17 protein-coding genes are annotated in these 17,454 nt (G+C 40.6%); 5 read left to right on the top strand and 12 right to left on the bottom strand.

The window, feature by feature from the left end:
- The 5 genes from ORQ98_RS01830 to ORQ98_RS01810 form a co-directional block, all read right to left on the bottom strand.
- The gene (locus tag ORQ98_RS01830) at positions 1-1,017 is read right to left on the bottom strand and encodes an ABC transporter substrate-binding protein (protein WP_274687069.1); all 1,017 of its coding nucleotides are present in this window, start codon (positions 1,015-1,017) and stop codon (positions 1-3) included.
- A gap of 11 nt (positions 1,018-1,028) precedes the next feature.
- On the bottom strand, positions 1,029-1,907 hold the full coding sequence (locus ORQ98_RS01825) for an isochorismatase (RefSeq protein ID WP_274687068.1): 879 nt from the start codon (positions 1,905-1,907) through the stop codon (positions 1,029-1,031).
- A 20-nt stretch (positions 1,908-1,927) separates the two neighbouring features.
- Positions 1,928-3,595: a (2,3-dihydroxybenzoyl)adenylate synthase gene (locus ORQ98_RS01820; protein ID WP_274687067.1), complete on the bottom strand. Its 1,668-nt coding sequence runs from the start codon at positions 3,593-3,595 to the stop codon at positions 1,928-1,930.
- 20 nt (positions 3,596-3,615) lie between these two features.
- Positions 3,616-4,848 carry an isochorismate synthase DhbC gene (dhbC, locus tag ORQ98_RS01815; RefSeq protein ID WP_274687066.1) on the bottom strand — a complete coding sequence of 411 codons (1,233 nt, stop codon included), beginning with the start codon at positions 4,846-4,848 and terminating at the stop codon, positions 3,616-3,618.
- 382 nt (positions 4,849-5,230) lie between these two features.
- A complete protein-coding gene (locus ORQ98_RS01810) occupies positions 5,231-6,010 on the bottom strand; it encodes a substrate-binding periplasmic protein (RefSeq protein WP_274687065.1) in 780 nt (259 codons plus the stop codon).
- Between the two features lie 432 nt (positions 6,011-6,442).
- Here ORQ98_RS01810 and ORQ98_RS01805 point away from each other — a divergent pair, with 432 nt between their 5' ends.
- Complete coding sequence (locus tag ORQ98_RS01805) at positions 6,443-7,255, top strand: c-type cytochrome (RefSeq protein WP_274687064.1); 813 nt, start codon at positions 6,443-6,445, stop codon at positions 7,253-7,255.
- A gap of 185 nt (positions 7,256-7,440) precedes the next feature.
- Here the strand turns inward: ORQ98_RS01805 and ORQ98_RS01800 are convergent, their stop codons facing one another.
- The 4 genes from ORQ98_RS01800 to ORQ98_RS01785 form a co-directional block, all read right to left on the bottom strand.
- On the bottom strand, positions 7,441-8,193 hold the full coding sequence (locus ORQ98_RS01800; RefSeq protein WP_274687063.1) for a substrate-binding periplasmic protein: 753 nt from the start codon (positions 8,191-8,193) through the stop codon (positions 7,441-7,443).
- Between the two features lie 255 nt (positions 8,194-8,448).
- The gene (locus tag ORQ98_RS01795) at positions 8,449-9,471 is read right to left on the bottom strand and encodes an ABC transporter substrate-binding protein (protein WP_274687062.1); all 1,023 of its coding nucleotides are present in this window, start codon (positions 9,469-9,471) and stop codon (positions 8,449-8,451) included.
- A gap of 249 nt (positions 9,472-9,720) precedes the next feature.
- Positions 9,721-10,089 (bottom strand): membrane protein insertion efficiency factor YidD, encoded by a 369-nt coding sequence (gene yidD, locus ORQ98_RS01790; RefSeq protein WP_274687061.1) that lies wholly within the window; start codon positions 10,087-10,089, stop codon positions 9,721-9,723.
- 164 nt (positions 10,090-10,253) lie between these two features.
- Positions 10,254-10,472, bottom strand: a complete 219-nt coding sequence (locus ORQ98_RS01785; RefSeq protein WP_274687060.1) for a hypothetical protein — start codon at positions 10,470-10,472, stop codon at positions 10,254-10,256.
- A 96-nt stretch (positions 10,473-10,568) separates the two neighbouring features.
- On the opposite strand from ORQ98_RS01785, the gene ORQ98_RS01780 reads away from it, so the two are divergent.
- On the top strand, positions 10,569-11,300 hold the full coding sequence (locus ORQ98_RS01780; protein ID WP_274687059.1) for a hypothetical protein: 732 nt from the start codon (positions 10,569-10,571) through the stop codon (positions 11,298-11,300).
- Positions 11,301-11,352: 52 nt separating this feature from the next.
- Here the strand turns inward: ORQ98_RS01780 and ORQ98_RS01775 are convergent, their stop codons facing one another.
- Positions 11,353-12,045 (bottom strand): M50 family metallopeptidase, encoded by a 693-nt coding sequence (locus tag ORQ98_RS01775; RefSeq protein ID WP_274687058.1) that lies wholly within the window; start codon positions 12,043-12,045, stop codon positions 11,353-11,355.
- A gap of 144 nt (positions 12,046-12,189) precedes the next feature.
- Between ORQ98_RS01775 and ORQ98_RS01770 the strand changes: the two genes are divergently transcribed.
- On the top strand, positions 12,190-13,824 hold the full coding sequence (locus tag ORQ98_RS01770; RefSeq protein ID WP_274687057.1) for a peptide ABC transporter substrate-binding protein: 1,635 nt from the start codon (positions 12,190-12,192) through the stop codon (positions 13,822-13,824).
- Positions 13,825-13,828: 4 nt separating this feature from the next.
- Here the strand turns inward: ORQ98_RS01770 and ORQ98_RS01765 are convergent, their stop codons facing one another.
- Both ORQ98_RS01765 and ORQ98_RS01760 read right to left on the bottom strand, forming a co-directional pair.
- Positions 13,829-14,536 (bottom strand): substrate-binding periplasmic protein, encoded by a 708-nt coding sequence (locus tag ORQ98_RS01765; protein ID WP_274687056.1) that lies wholly within the window; start codon positions 14,534-14,536, stop codon positions 13,829-13,831.
- A gap of 110 nt (positions 14,537-14,646) precedes the next feature.
- Positions 14,647-15,831 carry a gamma-butyrobetaine dioxygenase gene (locus ORQ98_RS01760; protein ID WP_274687055.1) on the bottom strand — a complete coding sequence of 395 codons (1,185 nt, stop codon included), beginning with the start codon at positions 15,829-15,831 and terminating at the stop codon, positions 14,647-14,649.
- 397 nt (positions 15,832-16,228) lie between these two features.
- Between ORQ98_RS01760 and ORQ98_RS01755 the strand changes: the two genes are divergently transcribed.
- Together ORQ98_RS01755 and ORQ98_RS01750 are read left to right on the top strand one after the other, a co-directional pair.
- Positions 16,229-16,570: a hypothetical protein gene (locus ORQ98_RS01755; RefSeq protein WP_274687054.1), complete on the top strand. Its 342-nt coding sequence runs from the start codon at positions 16,229-16,231 to the stop codon at positions 16,568-16,570.
- Positions 16,571-16,915: 345 nt separating this feature from the next.
- Positions 16,916-17,362, top strand: coding sequence for a hypothetical protein (locus ORQ98_RS01750; RefSeq protein ID WP_274687053.1), 447 nt, complete (start codon positions 16,916-16,918; stop codon positions 17,360-17,362).
- Positions 17,363-17,454: the final 92 nt, after the last annotated feature.

Raw genomic sequence — 17,454 nt, 5'->3', positions numbered from 1 at the left:
CTAGGCGTCCTTAAATACCGTTACCAAGTCATCCAACACTGCTATGGCAGCTAATGGCCCACCAACACTGGTCCACAATGAACCATCAACATTGACTACCTGATTATGTTGTACTGCTTTTAATTGCTGAAAAACTTGTGTGGTTTTAATATGATCTAACGCTTGAGCGGCTTTACTTTTTTCCACAAGTGTACCAACAAATAGCCAATCCCCGTCTATTTTTTCTAGTGCTTCTAAGCTTAATGGTGGTGAATGCCCTACTCCAGGCTGGCGTTGTGCCTCAGGTCGTTTTAATTGCACATCTTTAAGCACTGAACTGATAAATGAATCATTCAACATATAGCCAGGACCTTTGGGGTTCCACCGCACCACACTGATTGTAGCATTGGCCTTTTCTCCCAGTATCAATTTTAACTGTTCAACACGTTTTTTATATTTAGCCCAGTAAGCTTCCGCAGCTTGTTCGTGTTCTAACAAGCGCGCAGTCCGTTGAAAAGCTTCCTTCCAATTTTCTTCAATAGTATGAGTAATTACCGTTGGCGCTATTTTTTTTATTTGCTTTAGCGCATTAGGGTCAATATAACCACCCGCTAAAATTAAATCAGGGTTTAATTCAATTAGCTTATCCATATTTGGTAAACCTAATCGCCCAACAATAGTAACACTTGCAGTATGATCAGATAAATAGCTCGGTGTTGTGGTTTGCCCCCTCCCTGCAGTTGCCCCTAATGGCTGAATGCCCAAGGCAAGTAAACTATCTAAATCTACCTCACTCAGTGCAACCACTCGCTTCGGCTGACGAGGAATAGTGACTACTGAACCAGTCACATCCGTAATCTGACGTGTATTATTATCACTCTCCTGTTGCTTTGTGGATGCACGCTGCTTTAGTGAATTTTGGGTTGCCTGTTCACTCTGTTGTTGACTGTATTGCTGTAATTCAGTCGCCTCATCAGCAGGCTGGCACCCTACCAAAGCCATTATTGCTAGTAGCCAAACATTATTAATTAGTTTCATTTTCATATCCATTACTCAGCTAGTAATAACGAAGCCCACCCTTCCACCGTTGGATTTTCTGCTAATTCAATTAAGCTGATTTCCTTACCTTTAGCCTTAAACTGATCAATCAATGATAATACTCGAATAGAATCCAGCCCACACTCAATTAAATTATCATCGTCTTCTAACTCATCACTGGTCACTCCCAGCCAGTCTGCTATTAATTGCTTTAATTGCTGCTTATTACTAGGTAAATCAGATGTTGTTGTTAACTCTGTAGCATCAGCCAACAGTTGTTGTGTGGTTATTGCCCTCGCACAACGTTGAGCAGCATAGTTAATTGCCATAAGATGATCTTGTTGCGTAAAGTCTGCTACAGCATCGCTGATAAAAAAAGCTTGGATATCATTCATAAAGGCATCAGCCGCTGTCAATAAACAACCAATATGCGCATATATGCCACAGATAACTAACTGATCTCGCTGCTGTGTTTGCATTAATTGCAATAACTCTGTGCGTTGAAAAGCACTATAACGCCATTTAGTCATTACGTGGTCATCTTGTTCTGGCATTAGCCTTTCAGTTATACCGGTTTGGGAAAGATCAGCCGTTAACCCCTGCCCCCAAAAATCTTGCAATAATGCTCGTTGTTCAGGGGTTTGGTCGCCTGGCTGAGCAGAGTAAATAACGGGCACACCTAACGGCTTTAGCTTATCCTTGATTGCTTGTATATTTGCTAATACAGTTGGAATCGGTTCCGCTTTGGTGTCATAGTAATTGAGAAAATATCGCTGCATATCATGGATCAATAACACTGCCCGTGAGGAATCAAACTGCCAATTCACACGATTTTCAGGCATTAACTCAGCTGAAGACAATTGATATGCTGCAATTTTTGGGATAGCCATAACTTCATGTTTTCCACTAATTAATAATTTATTGCTGTTTTTATTAAGCAATTACGTAATGCTTTTTTATTAACTTTACCTACTGCCGTTTTAGGGAAAGTGTTCACAAACTCAATCCGATCAGGAATTTTATAACCTGCTAATCCTCGCTCTCGTAAAAAGCGCTTTAATACCATGGCTTTAATAGGCTGATCAGGATGGCAAATAACAAATGCACAACTGGCTTCGCCTAATATTTCATCAGGCATGGCCACTAAAGCCACATCATGAACAGCAGGATGAGCCAGTAGCTGATTTTCTACTTCTTCTGCCGCAATTTTTTCACCACCACGATTGATTTGATCTTTAATGCGCCCTACTACCATTAAATAACCAGATTCAGTTAACTTCACTTCATCGCCGGTACAATAAAAACCATCAGCAGTAAATGCTTTGGCATTATGCTGTGGTGCTTTATAATAGCCACAAATCGTATAAGGCCCACGGGTTTGTAACTGACCTACTTCACCAGGCAGAACAGGATTATCTTCTTCATCTACCACGCGGATTTCATCTGCGGGTGACATCGGTTTACCTTGGGTATGGATACAAATATCTTCGCTATCGGTTAACAGAGTGTAATTAACCAGCCCTTCTGCCATACCAAATACTTGTTGTAGTTGACACCCTAAAACAGGCTTAACCTGTTTAGCTGCTTCAGCACTGAATTTAGCCCCTCCTACTTGTAATACCTGTAAACTGGACAAGTCATATGCAGTATTTTTTGCAGCATCTAACCACAATAAGGTAGTCGGAGGCACCAATGCTGCAATAGTCACTTGTTCTTGTTCAATGAGGGAAAAAGCCGTTTCTGGAGAAGTATCTTTCGTTAATACTACTTTCCCTCCCACATAAAAAACACCTAACGTACCAGGAGAACTCAATGAAAAATTATGTGCTACTGGTAAGCTACATAAATAAATACTGTGTGAGCTTAATGCACACACCTCTGTACTTACTTTCACACTATATAAATAATCATCATGAGTACGAGGAATGAACTTAGGCATCCCTGTTGTACCACCAGATACTTGTAATAAAGCTGTATGACTAGGGTTAGGCCTAGTCAATACTGCTAAAATGTCATTTTTTTCAGGTTCCAAATAAAGGTCGCTTAATGCCGTAAATTCTTGCGAATCTCCAATAACAATGACGTGTTTAAGTAAAGCCACTTCTGCTTTAATTTCTCTGGCCAATTGGCAATAGTCAAATCCAAAATATTTATCAGCAATAATATAGGCTTTTGCCTGGGTAAACTGACAAAAATAGCGGATTTCAATACGACGATGGGCAGGTAACGCCATCACTGGAATCGCACCTAATCGAAATAAAGCAAAACACACAGCAAAAAATTCGTTAATATTAGGCAACTGAACCACTACGACATCTCGATCTTGAATCCCTAATTGATGAAAGCCTCTCACCAATTGATCTACTTTTTGATCGAATACCTGATAGGTCCAACGGTCCTGACCTATAATCAAAGCTTCATGGTGCGGCAGTTGTTGTGCTTGTTTTTTTAGCACTTCACCCAAAGTGATTCCCTGCCAATAACCCACTTGACGATAATAGTCTGCTCGCGCTTGAGGCCATTTTGGGCAATCCCTTTCATCAAACTTAGTTAGCGATGCTTGCTCTACCACCGTCATTGACTTGCCTCCCTTTGGTCCTACTTGGCTTCTGCTTTATTTACTTCTGAGAGCGGTGCAATGCCAATAGCATTTAACATGGTGCGGAACTTTGCTCCTGTTTCATTCCACTCACTTTCAGGGCAAGACCCTTCAACTATACCTGCACCAGCAAATAGCGTCATTTCGTTACCAGCAACTTCTGCGCAGCGAATCGTTACAATCCATTCACCATCACCATGACTATCACACCAACCCAACATTCCCGTAAAAAAGCCCCGATCAAATGACTCAATCTCTTTTATTGCCTTTTTAGCCATTATTGGTGGGTAACCACATACAGCAGGTGTCGGATGTAATGCATGGGCTAATGTTAGCGAAGACGTAGCAGGATCAAGCAATTCTCCTTGAATAAAAGTAGAAAGGTGCCACATTGTTGCCGTACTGATAACAGAGGGTTTAGCCGGCACATCCAGTATTTTGCAATAAGGCCGTAATGCAGCAGCCACCGCGTCAACCACCACAGCGTGCTCATACAGGTCTTTTGCTGATTCCAACAAACCAGCTGCTCGCTGTTGATCTTCTTTTGGATGACTACTACGAGGAATCGAGCCTGCCAAAGGATTAGACTGGACCATCGTACCTGAACGAGATACCAATAACTCAGGACTAGCACCTAACAACATACGTCCATAAAAGGGCTGCCTATCACTGGTTGTAGGCAAGTTAACCGCAAAGGTATAACCCGTCGTATTGTCAGCTGCAAGCTGGGCTAACAGCTGTTGTGCATTGATAACAGCCGGTGTCGTAACTTGTAGCGAGCGAGATAAGACCACTTTACTTAACTCAGAGCTTCGAAACTGCTTCAATGCCTGAGCGACACCTGCTTTATACTCTGCTGCTGCTGGTATTTGGGTAATAGTTGTCGCTTGATGAGCATGATTATGAGTAGGCTTATTGGGTATAGCATATTTTACATGCCTGGTTCTTTCCAAGTATTCTGGTATCACCAGTTGTGCATTTTGCTGTGTATCAAAAGGTATTGCACCTACAACTATTGGGTTAAAGTAGCCTTTTTCTCTAGCTTTAGCCTGCATTGCCTGAATAGCTTCAGGTAAACCGCTATCAGCCTTTGTAGAAGCTGACATTAGTTGTACACCTCGGGCCAGTAATGCATGTTTCGGTGACCCAAAGAAAAAGGAAAAGTCATTTGGATCATAATGACTGATCAATTCAGAGCCTGTTGGAATCAACTCTGAGTAGTTGATTTTCATGGGAACCTCTTCTCATTATTGTGACAATTTACTAACTGGGCCCACCAATAAAAACAGAGTGTGAGAGAAAGCAGGCAAAATATTATTGCAAATGATAACAATTATCAATAAGATTTTTAGTTAATGTGTATCGACTTTAGTCGCATACGCTGGTTTTAGTTAATTCTATTTTTTAAATGAACGGTTTATAACAGGTGCAGACTCACAAGCCCTACAATTAATTGACAAACAGTCTTTTACCAAACGTTGTAAATAACATTATGAATAAAGCGGGTACTATTAGAGTTCAGGTGCTAATAGCTATTAAGAAGTCTTTAATAAGGAAAGTCATATTACTTAAATATAAATTGCTATCTCACAGAGCATAAGCCACTTATTTCAACTAAGGATGATAGTTAAATCCATAACGATTGGCGATTTGTTCAATAGTACCATCTTGCAACATCTCTTTTAGCACTTGATCAAAGCGTTTGATAATAGTATGAGGAATTTGTGCCGACTTGGAAAACCATAAATAAGAGGCTCGAGGCTTGGAGACAGCTTTTGGCAAATCAATGATTGTATCTATATTCTGTTCTTTCAAGGCTATTTTCATGGGTGAATTGACATCAATGACAGCATCAAGCCTTTGTGTATGTAACATTGTCAATAACTGATGTCGTTTACTGGCTTCCGTTAGGTAAATACTACCCTGCACCACAGCCTGATCAAATTCAGTACTAAAATGATTGCCGTTTAGCCTACCGACCCTTTTACCATATAGATCTTTTATTATTTTAAAGCGAAGGCTGGTTTTTTTTAATATAAAAATACTAAAATAGCTGTAATGTAAAGGCACTTGTGTATAAACGCCAAAGGATAACCTTTCTGCATTTTTATAGCCCCCGACAGACCCGTGTAAACTACCACTTTTAATCAATAGTAAAACCCGCTTCCAAGGAATAGCCTGGATTTTAATAGGAATATTTATTCGTTTTGCTGCTGCTTTGACAACATCGGGGTTAGCCCCTTTTACTTTACCTTGCTCCACCCAGCGATAGGGTTTCAGCTTACTATCCGATATACCCAAAGTCAGCTCTTGACCAACTGCCAGCGCTAAGTGAGTAAAACAGGCGCAAAGTGTAACAATAACAAAATAGCTCAAACGTTGTTTTAACTTCATGACCTATTTACCTTCATGATGTTATCAGCTTTAGCATAGAACGATTAACCAGCAATAGGTAATTACAAAGTGAGTCAGATTTTTATACAGATAATAACTTTACTACTGTGCAACACAGTTAGAACAACGCCTTAAGCAGCTGGTATATAAGTTGCGTAACCCAATATAGCGAAGGCAGTTATTTTAGGGCACTGCTAATCATTGATTGCTGCCTCTGGCCATAAACAATGATTAGCGATGCCCCGCTTTTAGTAGTTATTTTTGCAAATAATGAGTGGTTCATGCTCAAACAAAGGTAATCGTGTTGAGCATAAGCCAACAGTGATATTTTTCATAAATGATACCCCAGGTATTTGGATATTTTTTTATCCAGATAGGGGAGTGTTACTCTTTTTTCGTTATTCATAAATTCTGCCAGCTATGGGTGATAATATGCAAAAATCAACTTCGTTATTATTAAAGACACTAGCCATTATATTAATGATTCCCGCACAAACCCTGGCTAAAATTGATGAACTAACATTTTCCCTTGCTAACCAGCCGGTTAAAACCATTAGTCTGGATGAGCTTAAAGACAAATTGAAAGTCCATGAAATAAAATTTGAAGACCCGCATTATGGAAAAACAAAGCACTTTTTAGCATTTAAAATATATGATGTACTACAACTGGGCTTTGGTGATAATTGGCATAGCCGTGATTACTCCGATGCCGCTTTTACTGCCTCAGATGGTTACAGTGCCATTAGTAAGGTATCGATGCTAAGTGAACAAGGTGGTTACTTGACCTTTTTTGATGTCGATGCCAATGGTTGGGAACCTGTAGGCCATGCAAAAGTATCACCAGGGCCATTCTACTTGGTATGGACAGGTAAGCAACAAACGACAGAATATGCATACCCTTGGACCTGGCAACTCGCCTCAATCAAACTTATTCAGTTTAAAAATCAATACCCTGCTGTTTACCCTACAGGTATAAGCAACAACTCCACTATTTATCAAGGGTATCAGATTTTTAAAGGAAGATGCCTGCACTGCCATTCAATTAATCAACAAGGTGGAAAGATAGGCCCTGACTTGAACGCACCACAAAGCATAGTGAAATACCGTCCAAAAACAATGATCAAAGCCTATATTAAGCAGCCATCACAGTTTCGTTTTTCAAACATGCCTGACCACTTAGATCTTTCAGAACAGCAGCTGGATGCACTGATTGATTATTTTCAGCATAAAAGTAAATTAAACTGAAAGAGTCGTTGCAGTTTACTAGAGCTAAAATAAAAGGATATTGTGTTATGTGATTAAATAACACAATATCCTTTTATTACTTTCACCTTTAGGTCACCTCTCATAATTGTTTGCGGTCTCTGGCCGTCTTGTGCAAGCATCTGTCAGGTTGCGCAGAGGGTATAAACAACTATTAGAATTGCCCTTTATTTATAGCGAGATAATACTTGGTTAAATTTATTTTGTGATGCTGCTTCTTGGTAAGCTTTTTTCAATTGTTTCAAAACTGGTATTGATACTGACTGTTTACTCAATCCAAAATAAACCCAATTCTGGTTAATCACAAACGGATGGATTTTAACACTATGATAGAGTGAGTCTGTTTTAATGCGATGACTCACTGAGTACAAATCACCAAAAAAACCCGATATTCGCTTTAAATTAAGCTTATGAATATTTTGTTCTGAATGAGTAACCGCTTCGAAATGGCTGGAAAAAGCTGGATCTTGTTTGAATAGTACATCAAATGTCTCTCCATAATAAGATCCTAGCTCAAACCCAATTTTATTTGGTAGGTTTGCCAGTTCTGCATGGGACTTTATCTGATAGTGACTGTTTTTATGAACCACTAGCACGATTGTTTCATCTCGCTGAGGGCCGATAAAATTCAAAAAAGCTTTTCTATCATCGGTGATTGACAGATTGGTCATTAAATCAAGTTGGCCGCTCTTCAATAAAATAAAAGACCGTTGCCAAGGGACTTTAACATAAACGGGCGTACAACCCATCTCATTTAACAAGACTTCAGTTAACTCAACTGACATGCCCTGCCATTGGCCAGATGCATCTTGATAGTATTGAGGTGGAAAGTCCGTCACTCGAACCGATAACTGACAACTTGCACAGACTTGTAGCGTAAAGCAGTAGAACACTAAGGTAAGGCCAACTGCTTTTAACATTATTAGCCCTCCAAACCCATATAGTATGACGCTTCCTGTTAATAGTAGCTTACCAAGCTTGCATAAACTACCTGTGCATTTTTCTGACTTACTAAACGGACTTAGGTACTAACTAACAATCAGCAGGGAAAGTAAAAATGCTATCGTGGACAGCCTCATTGATCTGTACGGAAGCTTCCTGTAGTTTGATAAAATATTGAGCTAGAGAGTCCTTTCTCTAGCAGAAGAGTTCAATTTTCGAAAAAAGCCCCGAAACTACTGGCAAATATCATCATTATCGAAACGGCATTTTTTTCTCAATGCCGTCGCCATTGGTTTACCCAATTTTTTCCACTCTTTTTTATTCACAATAATACCTGGCCGCTCAATGCGCTCTACCGGTAGTGTTTCTGGTGCTGTGCCATTTAAAATCGCAATGGCTTTATCAGCAGCAAGCTCACCTAAATGGGTTAAGTTAGGGGAAACTGAAGCTAAAGCACCTAACTGAATACCACTGGCAGATGCGGTAAATACCGGCATTTTATATTTGCCAGCCAATCTTCTAATGGTGTCTGTTTTACTGACAAGAAATGAGCTTTGTGGAATTAACACTGCGTCTGTTTGCCATTCACCCTTAGCTAATTTCGTTAAAAAGCCTTGCCACCGGCTCTCGTTATCTGAAACTCGTACAATTTTCAGCTTAATATTTAAACGTCGAGCAACCGGCTTTAACTGTTTAATATACAAAGCGGCATTACGCTCTTTTGGGTTATAGGGTACCAATAACGATTTAAATGGCAATAATTGTTGCAACAAGTGAACTTGATAGGCGACTGCTACGCCATCGCTAACCCCTGTTAACCCCTTGGGTGGTTCCGCAAAACTTTCAACTATATCCGAGCCAATGGGATCTGACACCATATTGAATAACAACGGTACCTTTTCATGAGTGTAATGCCTTACCGTGCGTGTGGCTGAGGTACCAAATACATAAATAAGATCATATTGATCAAACTGAGATACCTGCTCGCGCAAAGCTTTAGTGAGTTGTTTACGATCTTGATTAACGTCTATTTGGGTAAATTGAACACTACCTATAGTATTTTCCAATTTAGCTTTAAAAGCTTGATCCGCCTGGGTTTCACCACGCCATAATAGCATTAGTATTTTTTTTGTTTGCTGGTCTGCTTGCTTACTTTCATTAGCAACACTGCTACTACTCATCAACAGTGCCATTAGTAATGTCAGCCCAGCTAACCAACATTGCCCAAACACTGAGCTGCCATTTTTTCTACTCATTATCATACCATCCCGCACATCTATGACGAGTTTTGGACATTAGTCGCGTACTAGGCGCACAGTCATCACCCCTAGCAACAAATAAAATGTCAGCAAACTCTGAGAATTATAAAATCAGATCAAACTTTGAAATATGGGGCCGCAATGTACCTTTTGAAACGCTTTACTGAAATAAGCATATGCCGAACTATAATAGCCATCTATAGTGTAATACCAGTCATAGCGATAAAGCAGCTAAAAGGTACTGGGTTAGTGGCAAGGCCCTATATCACAGGACGAACTGTTACAGGGTAATTCTGGTTTACAGTCAACAATATCTAATAAGTCGCAGCTATCGCACCATTTATTATCGTCTTTATCTCTACGTCTTCTACGCCTGCGCCGGTTATTGGGTTCAGAATTTGCTATTTTCAGCTGCTCATACGCACAGCGACAATCTTGAAAGCGTTGTGATAACCTCTTACCCCCCTCTACCACGCCATATTGCTCTAATAAATAAATAGCCTCTGCTGAACAGCTGCGACTTTTATGACAGACTGCATAGGCACAACGGAATCCTTTATAAGGGGAAATCCAACGTTGATAACCACGAATTAACCAAATTAACAACCACTTCATTGCTATCCTTCCATCACTTAACACAATAACAGCAAACGCAATCAGTCAAACTATAGCTGTTCATAACCCTATATGAATTACTTTCTAACCAATAATTAATAACCGCCATATTACCAGTCAATTTTCATTACCCTACAGATAGTGTCTACACTGGTTGATACTCTTCATAAACACAAAGTGCTAGAGGGTGAAGGGTTGATAATAAGGGCACCTCTAATAATTGTTTGCTGTCTCTGGCCTTCGGGTAAATTCGCAATCAAGGCATTGGTTTGATTGCCAAAAGCAACAACACCGAGTGCGGGTTTACCAGAAGGCCCTGAAAGCCGCTGCCTGACGGGCTCTTGCACTGTGTTGGCTTGCTTGGCAAGGCAACCACACGTCACAAGTCGTCTTGTTCAAGGCCCCGAGAGCTTGCGCAGAGGCCATAAACAATTATTAGAGGTGGCCATAAGAACTAAAACAGAAATAAGGAGATTTCAATGAAGTTTAAATTATTAGTAAGTGCTTCTTTCGCCTCCATTTTAAGTATTTCAAGTGTTTCTGCTACAGATTTTCAAAAAGTTGAGGGGGACAGTCCTTGTTCATCAGGTTATTCCCTGGTTAATCCCAATGAAGTTAAAGCTAACTATACCGATATTTGTAGTATGCTAGGTAGTTGGGATATTGTCCGGCTTGCCAATGGTGCCTCGCTGGATGGCCCTGGTTATGGCTGTAAAATGCGAGCGAATGATACTCGTAAACTTGGCCACAGCTTATGCAAACAGCCCACTCAATTTACTGCTCGTGCACGGGATTACTATTGCGAAGCAGGTGAGACCATGGTCAGCTCCTTGGTAGCTAATGCTCATTCAGAAGCCGCCTGCGATGTGTTAGGTGACTGGTATATTGCTCGATTATTAGATGGTGGTGCGATGGATGGACCAGGTTATGGTTGTAATTTAAAGCCTAGAGAAGAACAGTTACTTGGTCATACACTCTGCGCAACCTATAGCCATATGAAAGTATCTGGTGATGTAGGTTGCCCTTCAGGCACCCGTTTAGCTACACCAGCAGAGGCAGAAAAACACTTGATCAAAGCCTGCCTCTCTCTTGACTTTTGGGACGTAGCACGACTGGCTGGTGGAGGCTCCATGGATGGAATTGGTTACGGTTGTCAGATACGTGCTAACGATAGCCGTGCGTTAGGCCATTCTCTCTGTGTAGCCGAATAAATACTTAACATACCTCACTGGAACATATTATATACTTCAGCAGTGGGGTATTTTATTTACTTTTCCATACTTTAATCAGCATCCAAACACCCACTACCACCGAAATGGCAAGCCAGATGAGCCCCCATAAGATGGTGGCCCCCCCAAACTCCTCAGCTAACATAGCAGCGTCTGAGCGTAAGTGACTTCGCACAATTGTGTCACTAATGATGTCTAATGGCACATACATCATACAACTGACGCCGATTAATCTTAACACCAAATCATTTAACCAGTGGCTACCTTTAATGGCCAGCAATGCCAAAATCGCCCCCACGATCAAACAAAAAATAAGTGCAAACTGGTTGGGTGAAAACAGCAGAATAACCACCGTCATTAACAACGCCAACGCTCCCGTGGCATATCGATCTAAGCGAGTACGATCAGCAAACCAAAACAGCACTACGCCCCATAGTAAAGAACCTAGATACCCTGCCGTTAACGTCCAAAATCGATTCCCTCCCGCCGACATAACAGCTCCACCCTGGCGGGGATCCAACTCGAAGCTCACTACTTTCCCCCCCGTAGCCACTGTCATCAGAGCATGAGATAGCTCATGGAAAAATACAGTCAGCATTTTTAATGGGTATAACCAGCTAGAATGCCAACCAACAATAATGGCTAAAATGACTGCGAAAGTAATTAGCCGTGTTGCTTGCTTTGATTTTACCGTTGGGTGTTGAGTTTCTGATTTTACTTCGTTCATAATCTGACTTTGTTAAGGCCTTCTGTTGGGCATCTCTAAAAATTGGTTATATTTTTACATTCTACCATAGCCAAACTAATGCCTTTGCATTACCTTTTAAGAAAGCTAAAAAAACTTCATAATAATAATGCCAAAGGAGTGAGCATGAATATCTTCAAGAGACCTTTTTTAATTTTCCACTGGTTGTTACTCACCTGTTTATGTGTATCTCAGGTGACTTTACTTTACGCAGCCAATGTACCACCAGGCACTCCGTTAGCAAAACAGCAGGTGTTTATTCGCGGTATCGGTGCTGAACCCAGCTCACTTGATCCACAACTGGTTGAGGGTAGTCCTGGCGGTTTTGTGGTGCGCGACTTGTTTGAGGGGTTAGTCACCGAAGATGATACTGGTAAAATAGTACCCGGTCAGGCTGCATCATGGACAGTCAGCAAAGATAAAACCATTTATACCTTTACACTACGAGATAACGCCCGCTGGTCAAATGGCGAGCCAGTAACCGCAAATGATTTTGTATTTACATTTAGACGCGCTGTTGATCCCCAGTTAGGCTCTAGTTACGGCTGGTATATGGATTTAATCGGCATTAAACACGCCGATGCTATTATCAAAGGCAAATTAAAGCCAACAGCGTTAGGCATTCGCGCAATTGATCAGAAAACCCTTGAAATCACTTTAAAGCACCCACTTTCCTATTTTATCAAGACATTAGCGCACTACACGACATTTCCTGTACACCCAGCCACGGTCAAAAAACATGGTGAGAAATGGACTCAACCGGAGCATATTGTTACCAATGGCCCTTATAAGCTAACTAAATGGGTAGTCAATGAACGGATGGAAGCCAAACGCAACCCTTATTATTGGGATAATAGTAATACTATCATCGAACAGGTGACCTTTCTGCCCATTGAATCGGCAAATACCGAATTAAACCGCTATAAAGCGGGTGAATTACATTGGACCCGCGAAATTCCAGAAGACCACTTTAACAACCTTAAAAAAACCATCGCAGCTGAAGTAAAATCCCATGGCATTGCTTCTACTTATTTTTATTCTTTTAATACTCAAACAAAACCTTTTAACGATGTCAGAATAAGAAAAGCCTTATACTTAGCTATGGACCGGGATATCCTCGCTAACAAAGTGTTGGGCATGGGTGAAATACCAGCTTATAGTTTAACGCCACCTTATATTGATGGCTATGTAGCCATCAATAACCCTTATGCTAACATGTCTCAACAACAGCGTAATACTGAAGCCCGCCAATTATTAGCAGAAGCGGGCTACCATAAAAGTAAACCCCTTACCTTTGAATTACTCTATAACACTAACGAATCACATAAGCGCATTGCACTTGCCGCATCTGCCATGTGGAAACAAAACCTTAAATATGTAAAAGTTAACTTAATTAATCAAGAATGGAAAACATTTTTAAGCACTAAACGGCAAGGCCAATTTGAGCTTGCCCGTTATGGCTGGAACGGTGATTACAACGAGCCCTCCACTATGCTCAGTGTGATGGCTTCCACCAGTGGGGCCAATGACGGTAAGTACAACAGCCCTCAATACGACGAGTTGCTAACAAAAGCCGCTACAGCCAAAGACCCCTCCCCTTATTATCAACAGGCCGAAAAGCTACTGATCACAGATTTTCCAATTATCCCGTTTTATTATTATGTGAGTCGTAATTTGTTAAAACCCAATGTAAAAGGCTATTTAAACAAAAACCCATTGAATAATATGTATACTAAAAATCTATATATAATTGATCAGTAGTTTACTAAACGCCAGTGCCTAGCAGTTTAGTACAATATGCCAGTAGTTTTTTATTTTTCACTTTTCTAATCGCACAATTAATCATAGGCACCAAGCTTTGATGTTTTTTGTGTAGATAATGATAAATAATAATTTTTTGTAAAGGGGGTTGTAACACGTTAACCCCTTTTACACCTGACAATGACAAATTGCCACTCTCATGCAAAACAGCAACATCAATTCTACCAGCATCCAAGGCTTGAAAAAGCTGAGTACCATAAGACACAATCAGTGTATCCATGCCTTTTGATCCAATCTCAGCATACTTTGCGCCTCGCAAAACACCAATACGATAAGGACGTAAGCTCTCCCAGCCAGCAACCGTAAAATGATGCTTTTTACTGTAAACAAGTACATTAAGACTATAGAGAAACTCAGGCACCATCACTAAATTTGGGTACTCTTTTTCCATGCCTGCAATTCGACCTGCCTCTCCATCCACTCTTCCGCTATTAGAAGCAAGTAATGAGCGTTTGTTAGGCATGATTTTCAATTCAATTGGAATATCCAGCAACCCATACGCATCTGTTAAGATTTTCTCCATTACTCTTACATGGGTTAAGTCCTTATCTGCTAAAGTCGCAATGGTTAACTGAGCAGAAGCACACCATGACAGGCCCGTTAGCGATAAAACACTTACCAAATAGTAGCTGAAGAAATACTGGTCATACATTTTCCATACCGCAGGAATAGGCTAAGACTTAGTTAAATAATAGCCTACTGTTAGTTAACCATATGGCACTGTGCTAAATCACTAGGAGTTCAACAACGACCCACAGATAGTTACATTATTGCTCGTTCTAAAATACGAATCCTCGAAAGCAGCTCATCACGATCCACATAACAGCCTTGCAAATGACGGCCCCCTTGTTTTAAGTCAAATGCATTGCGTGCATGGAGTACCCGACGGTTGTCGAACACCAGTAAATCACCTGGTTGCAGCCGGTAGAAAAATTGGAACTGGGGATCTCGAGTTAATTCAATAAAACGCCGGTAAGCCTTGTAAATTGGAATTATTTGCTCAGATGGCAGGTCAATTGGACCACGTAGAAAGTTAGCCAGTCGCACTTCTATCACATCCCCCTCACTATTTAGTGCAAATACAGGGGCTCGAAATCGGTAGTCTGTTTCCCGATCAACATTATAAAAATCCATTGGATAACTGGAAAGTGCAGTAAAATCATCAGAATAATACTGACGCAGATATTCAGCAATTTTAAATCCATCCACGAGAATAGACTCGCCACCCTCTGCATCATTTTCTAAACAATGTAAAAACTGCAAGCCTGGTTGCAATTCACGGGTGGGCAGGTCAGTATGAAGGGGTAACCTCAGTGTTGTATAGGCAGCAGTGTTGGCATTAGGTTTGGACTTTACGTCAAAAATAGTGCCAAAATTAGTTTCACGGATAAATGAAATACAGTTGGCCACTTCTGCTAATGTACCAGGAACCGTTGCTACACTTTTTATTAAAGCAATGCCATAGTCACGCTGGTCTTTCAACCAATGTAACTGTTGTTTATTATCCTGCTTAATTTGCTGATAATCATACACCGGCAACTGCTGTGTAATACATTCTTTATCCCAAATAATGGGCTGCCATTTACGCTCGTTGCGGGCTTTAACACTATAACAATGGCTACGCAACCAACCTGGGTGAAATCGGCTCCTATGATTGTCGAAATCCCATTGCAATACCAACCGCCCTTCGCTTTCGATACTGGTATTGATTGGCTTAATATCCAGCGGCACATCGCAAATTTCAAATACCTGTTCTCGACTTAAGGGAGTGATACACTGCTGGCAAGGACAGTTATCCCGCAACCATAAATAGTGAAACTCACTCTGATGCCCATCATCCCAGAGCAAAAACAAGGACTCTGAACCTAACTCCACTTGTATCGGTAGTGTATTGACCGGGTAACGAGCAAACCCCGGAACATCAGAAAACTCAGTACTTTGGTTCATCCTAATACCCTCCTAGCAAGGATATTAAGATGATGTTCCAAACCTTTGATTGTATAAAATCGATGATGACTTGACTATAAACGACAGTTTTATACCTGTCATGTTTAGGTGTAGGGTATAAAATTCATTCGCGAAGAGCCTGTTTAATTCTGCCAAAATGGTCTCGCGGCGACCCTGCTGTTGAAGTATTTTTTATCTGGTTACAGTTTGAAATTGGACCTTATTTAAATATTATGTCTATTTAGATAATTACAAATACCTGATTCACTTTTCCTTATCACCAATGCTTTATTCCTAAAATATTTTAACAGCCGCTTTTTAGATCATTTTGGCACTGGCCAGCATTCTCATAGGGCTCTATTACTAAACTATGAGCCTGATCCTGTGAGGGTTGATAATGAATACGATGACCTTAGATGCCTGGTGTAAACCAGAGGGGGCTGATCACTCTACTCCCTTAGGAAAGATGACCTTTCGCGTTAGCGAGCAAGATCACCTAAAAATGGAAGATGCTGAAGAAAAGCTGGCAACTAGCGGTGAAAAAGAAGCCATGATTCCAGCAGATATGACCAGTATGGAAATGGAATTGCCTGAAGACTGTGAGGCCCTTTCTGATTGTTCATTACGGGTTTATTTACGTGCAGAAGACGAGCGAGGATTTTTCCATTTGGTTGGACACCGAGCTGAGGATCACGCATTGATCTACACAAACTCTGTTATGGTTGAACAACTGGGCTAGTGGTCCATGTGCAAAATAAGGTAACAGATTCTTCTCCATTTACTCTCTGGCTGTGTTACTTTTTTTGACGTAAGTCCACTATGCCTGCAAAAACGCACCTTGCCAGAAAATAAATGACATTAAAGACTGTTACCCAACTTTTCGTATGGACCACTAGGTTACCTTTTTTATTGCATTATTATCTTATTGCTTTATCACCAAAGCTGGCAGTGACAAGTCATGTCTGTGTATAGGTATAGCTTCACCAACGTTGCTGCAAGTTTTAGGAAAAACCTATTAATGACTTGCTATACTTTAGTTCAATTTTACTGGAACAATCTTGCCACTTAACAAGGACATTTGCTAATGGAACAAGCAACCCCTGCTCAAGATACCCCTAAAAACAATATCCATGAAGAAAACACTCCTCAACCGCCCTCACCTGCAATACCTTTAGTACAGCCAAGCAGTCAACCAGCCGCTGCTGATGAGTCGAGTAAAACACCTGAAAAACAAACGTCATCAAAAACTTGGGTATGGGTTTTGATGGCTTATTTATGTTTGTTTGTTGTAACAGGCTATATTGCGTTTATCCATCAAACCCCTATATTACATGCCGATGAGCAACAGAGGATTTTTTCAAGCATTCAAGATCAAGAGTCTCGAACATTAATTTCATCATTATTCAAAGAGGAAGTGGCTAACTTTAAAGAAAAGCAAAGTATTGCTACTCAGTCATTCCATATTATTCTTGGCGGCTTAATGGGCTTTCTTTCTGCATTAGGGGCTGGTGTGGTAGGACGTAAAAGTTAAATCTATTTTTTTATAAATATCAACAAGCATAATAATATTAATTCATTCAAAAATATATTTTAGCTGACAGATTTTTTAAGTTTCTCTGTCAG

The sequence above is a fragment of the Spartinivicinus poritis genome (assembly GCF_028858535.1).
In the GTDB taxonomy this organism is placed as follows: Bacteria; Pseudomonadota; Gammaproteobacteria; order Pseudomonadales; family Zooshikellaceae; genus Spartinivicinus; species Spartinivicinus poritis.
Note: the sequence above shows the minus strand (reverse complement) of the source record. Positions and strands in the feature narration are given on the sequence as shown.

What these genes read in the sequence shown, in the direction of transcription:
- yidD (WP_274687061.1), bottom strand. Translation starts at nt 10,089, where the DNA reads ATGAAGTGGTTGTTAATTTGGTTAATTCGTGGTTATCAACGTTGGATT.
- dhbC (WP_274687066.1), bottom strand. Translation starts at nt 4,848, where the DNA reads ATGAAAATCAACTACTCAGAGTTGATTCCAACAGGCTCTGAATTGATC.
- ORQ98_RS01810 (WP_274687065.1), bottom strand. Translation starts at nt 6,010, where the DNA reads ATGAAGTTAAAACAACGTTTGAGCTATTTTGTTATTGTTACACTTTGC.
- ORQ98_RS01780 (WP_274687059.1), top strand. Translation starts at nt 10,569, where the DNA reads ATGAAGTTTAAATTATTAGTAAGTGCTTCTTTCGCCTCCATTTTAAGT.
- ORQ98_RS01805 (WP_274687064.1), top strand. Translation starts at nt 6,443, where the DNA reads ATGCAAAAATCAACTTCGTTATTATTAAAGACACTAGCCATTATATTA.
- ORQ98_RS01800 (WP_274687063.1), bottom strand. Translation starts at nt 8,193, where the DNA reads ATGTTAAAAGCAGTTGGCCTTACCTTAGTGTTCTACTGCTTTACGCTA.
- ORQ98_RS01795 (WP_274687062.1), bottom strand. Translation starts at nt 9,471, where the DNA reads ATGAGTAGAAAAAATGGCAGCTCAGTGTTTGGGCAATGTTGGTTAGCT.
- ORQ98_RS01750 (WP_274687053.1), top strand. Translation starts at nt 16,916, where the DNA reads ATGGAACAAGCAACCCCTGCTCAAGATACCCCTAAAAACAATATCCAT.
- ORQ98_RS01755 (WP_274687054.1), top strand. Translation starts at nt 16,229, where the DNA reads ATGAATACGATGACCTTAGATGCCTGGTGTAAACCAGAGGGGGCTGAT.
- ORQ98_RS01820 (WP_274687067.1), bottom strand. Translation starts at nt 3,595, where the DNA reads ATGACGGTGGTAGAGCAAGCATCGCTAACTAAGTTTGATGAAAGGGAT.
- ORQ98_RS01775 (WP_274687058.1), bottom strand. Translation starts at nt 12,045, where the DNA reads ATGAACGAAGTAAAATCAGAAACTCAACACCCAACGGTAAAATCAAAG.
- ORQ98_RS01770 (WP_274687057.1), top strand. Translation starts at nt 12,190, where the DNA reads ATGAATATCTTCAAGAGACCTTTTTTAATTTTCCACTGGTTGTTACTC.
- ORQ98_RS01765 (WP_274687056.1), bottom strand. Translation starts at nt 14,536, where the DNA reads ATGTATGACCAGTATTTCTTCAGCTACTATTTGGTAAGTGTTTTATCG.
- ORQ98_RS01760 (WP_274687055.1), bottom strand. Translation starts at nt 15,831, where the DNA reads ATGAACCAAAGTACTGAGTTTTCTGATGTTCCGGGGTTTGCTCGTTAC.
- ORQ98_RS01825 (WP_274687068.1), bottom strand. Translation starts at nt 1,907, where the DNA reads ATGGCTATCCCAAAAATTGCAGCATATCAATTGTCTTCAGCTGAGTTA.
- ORQ98_RS01830 (WP_274687069.1), bottom strand. Translation starts at nt 1,017, where the DNA reads ATGAAACTAATTAATAATGTTTGGCTACTAGCAATAATGGCTTTGGTA.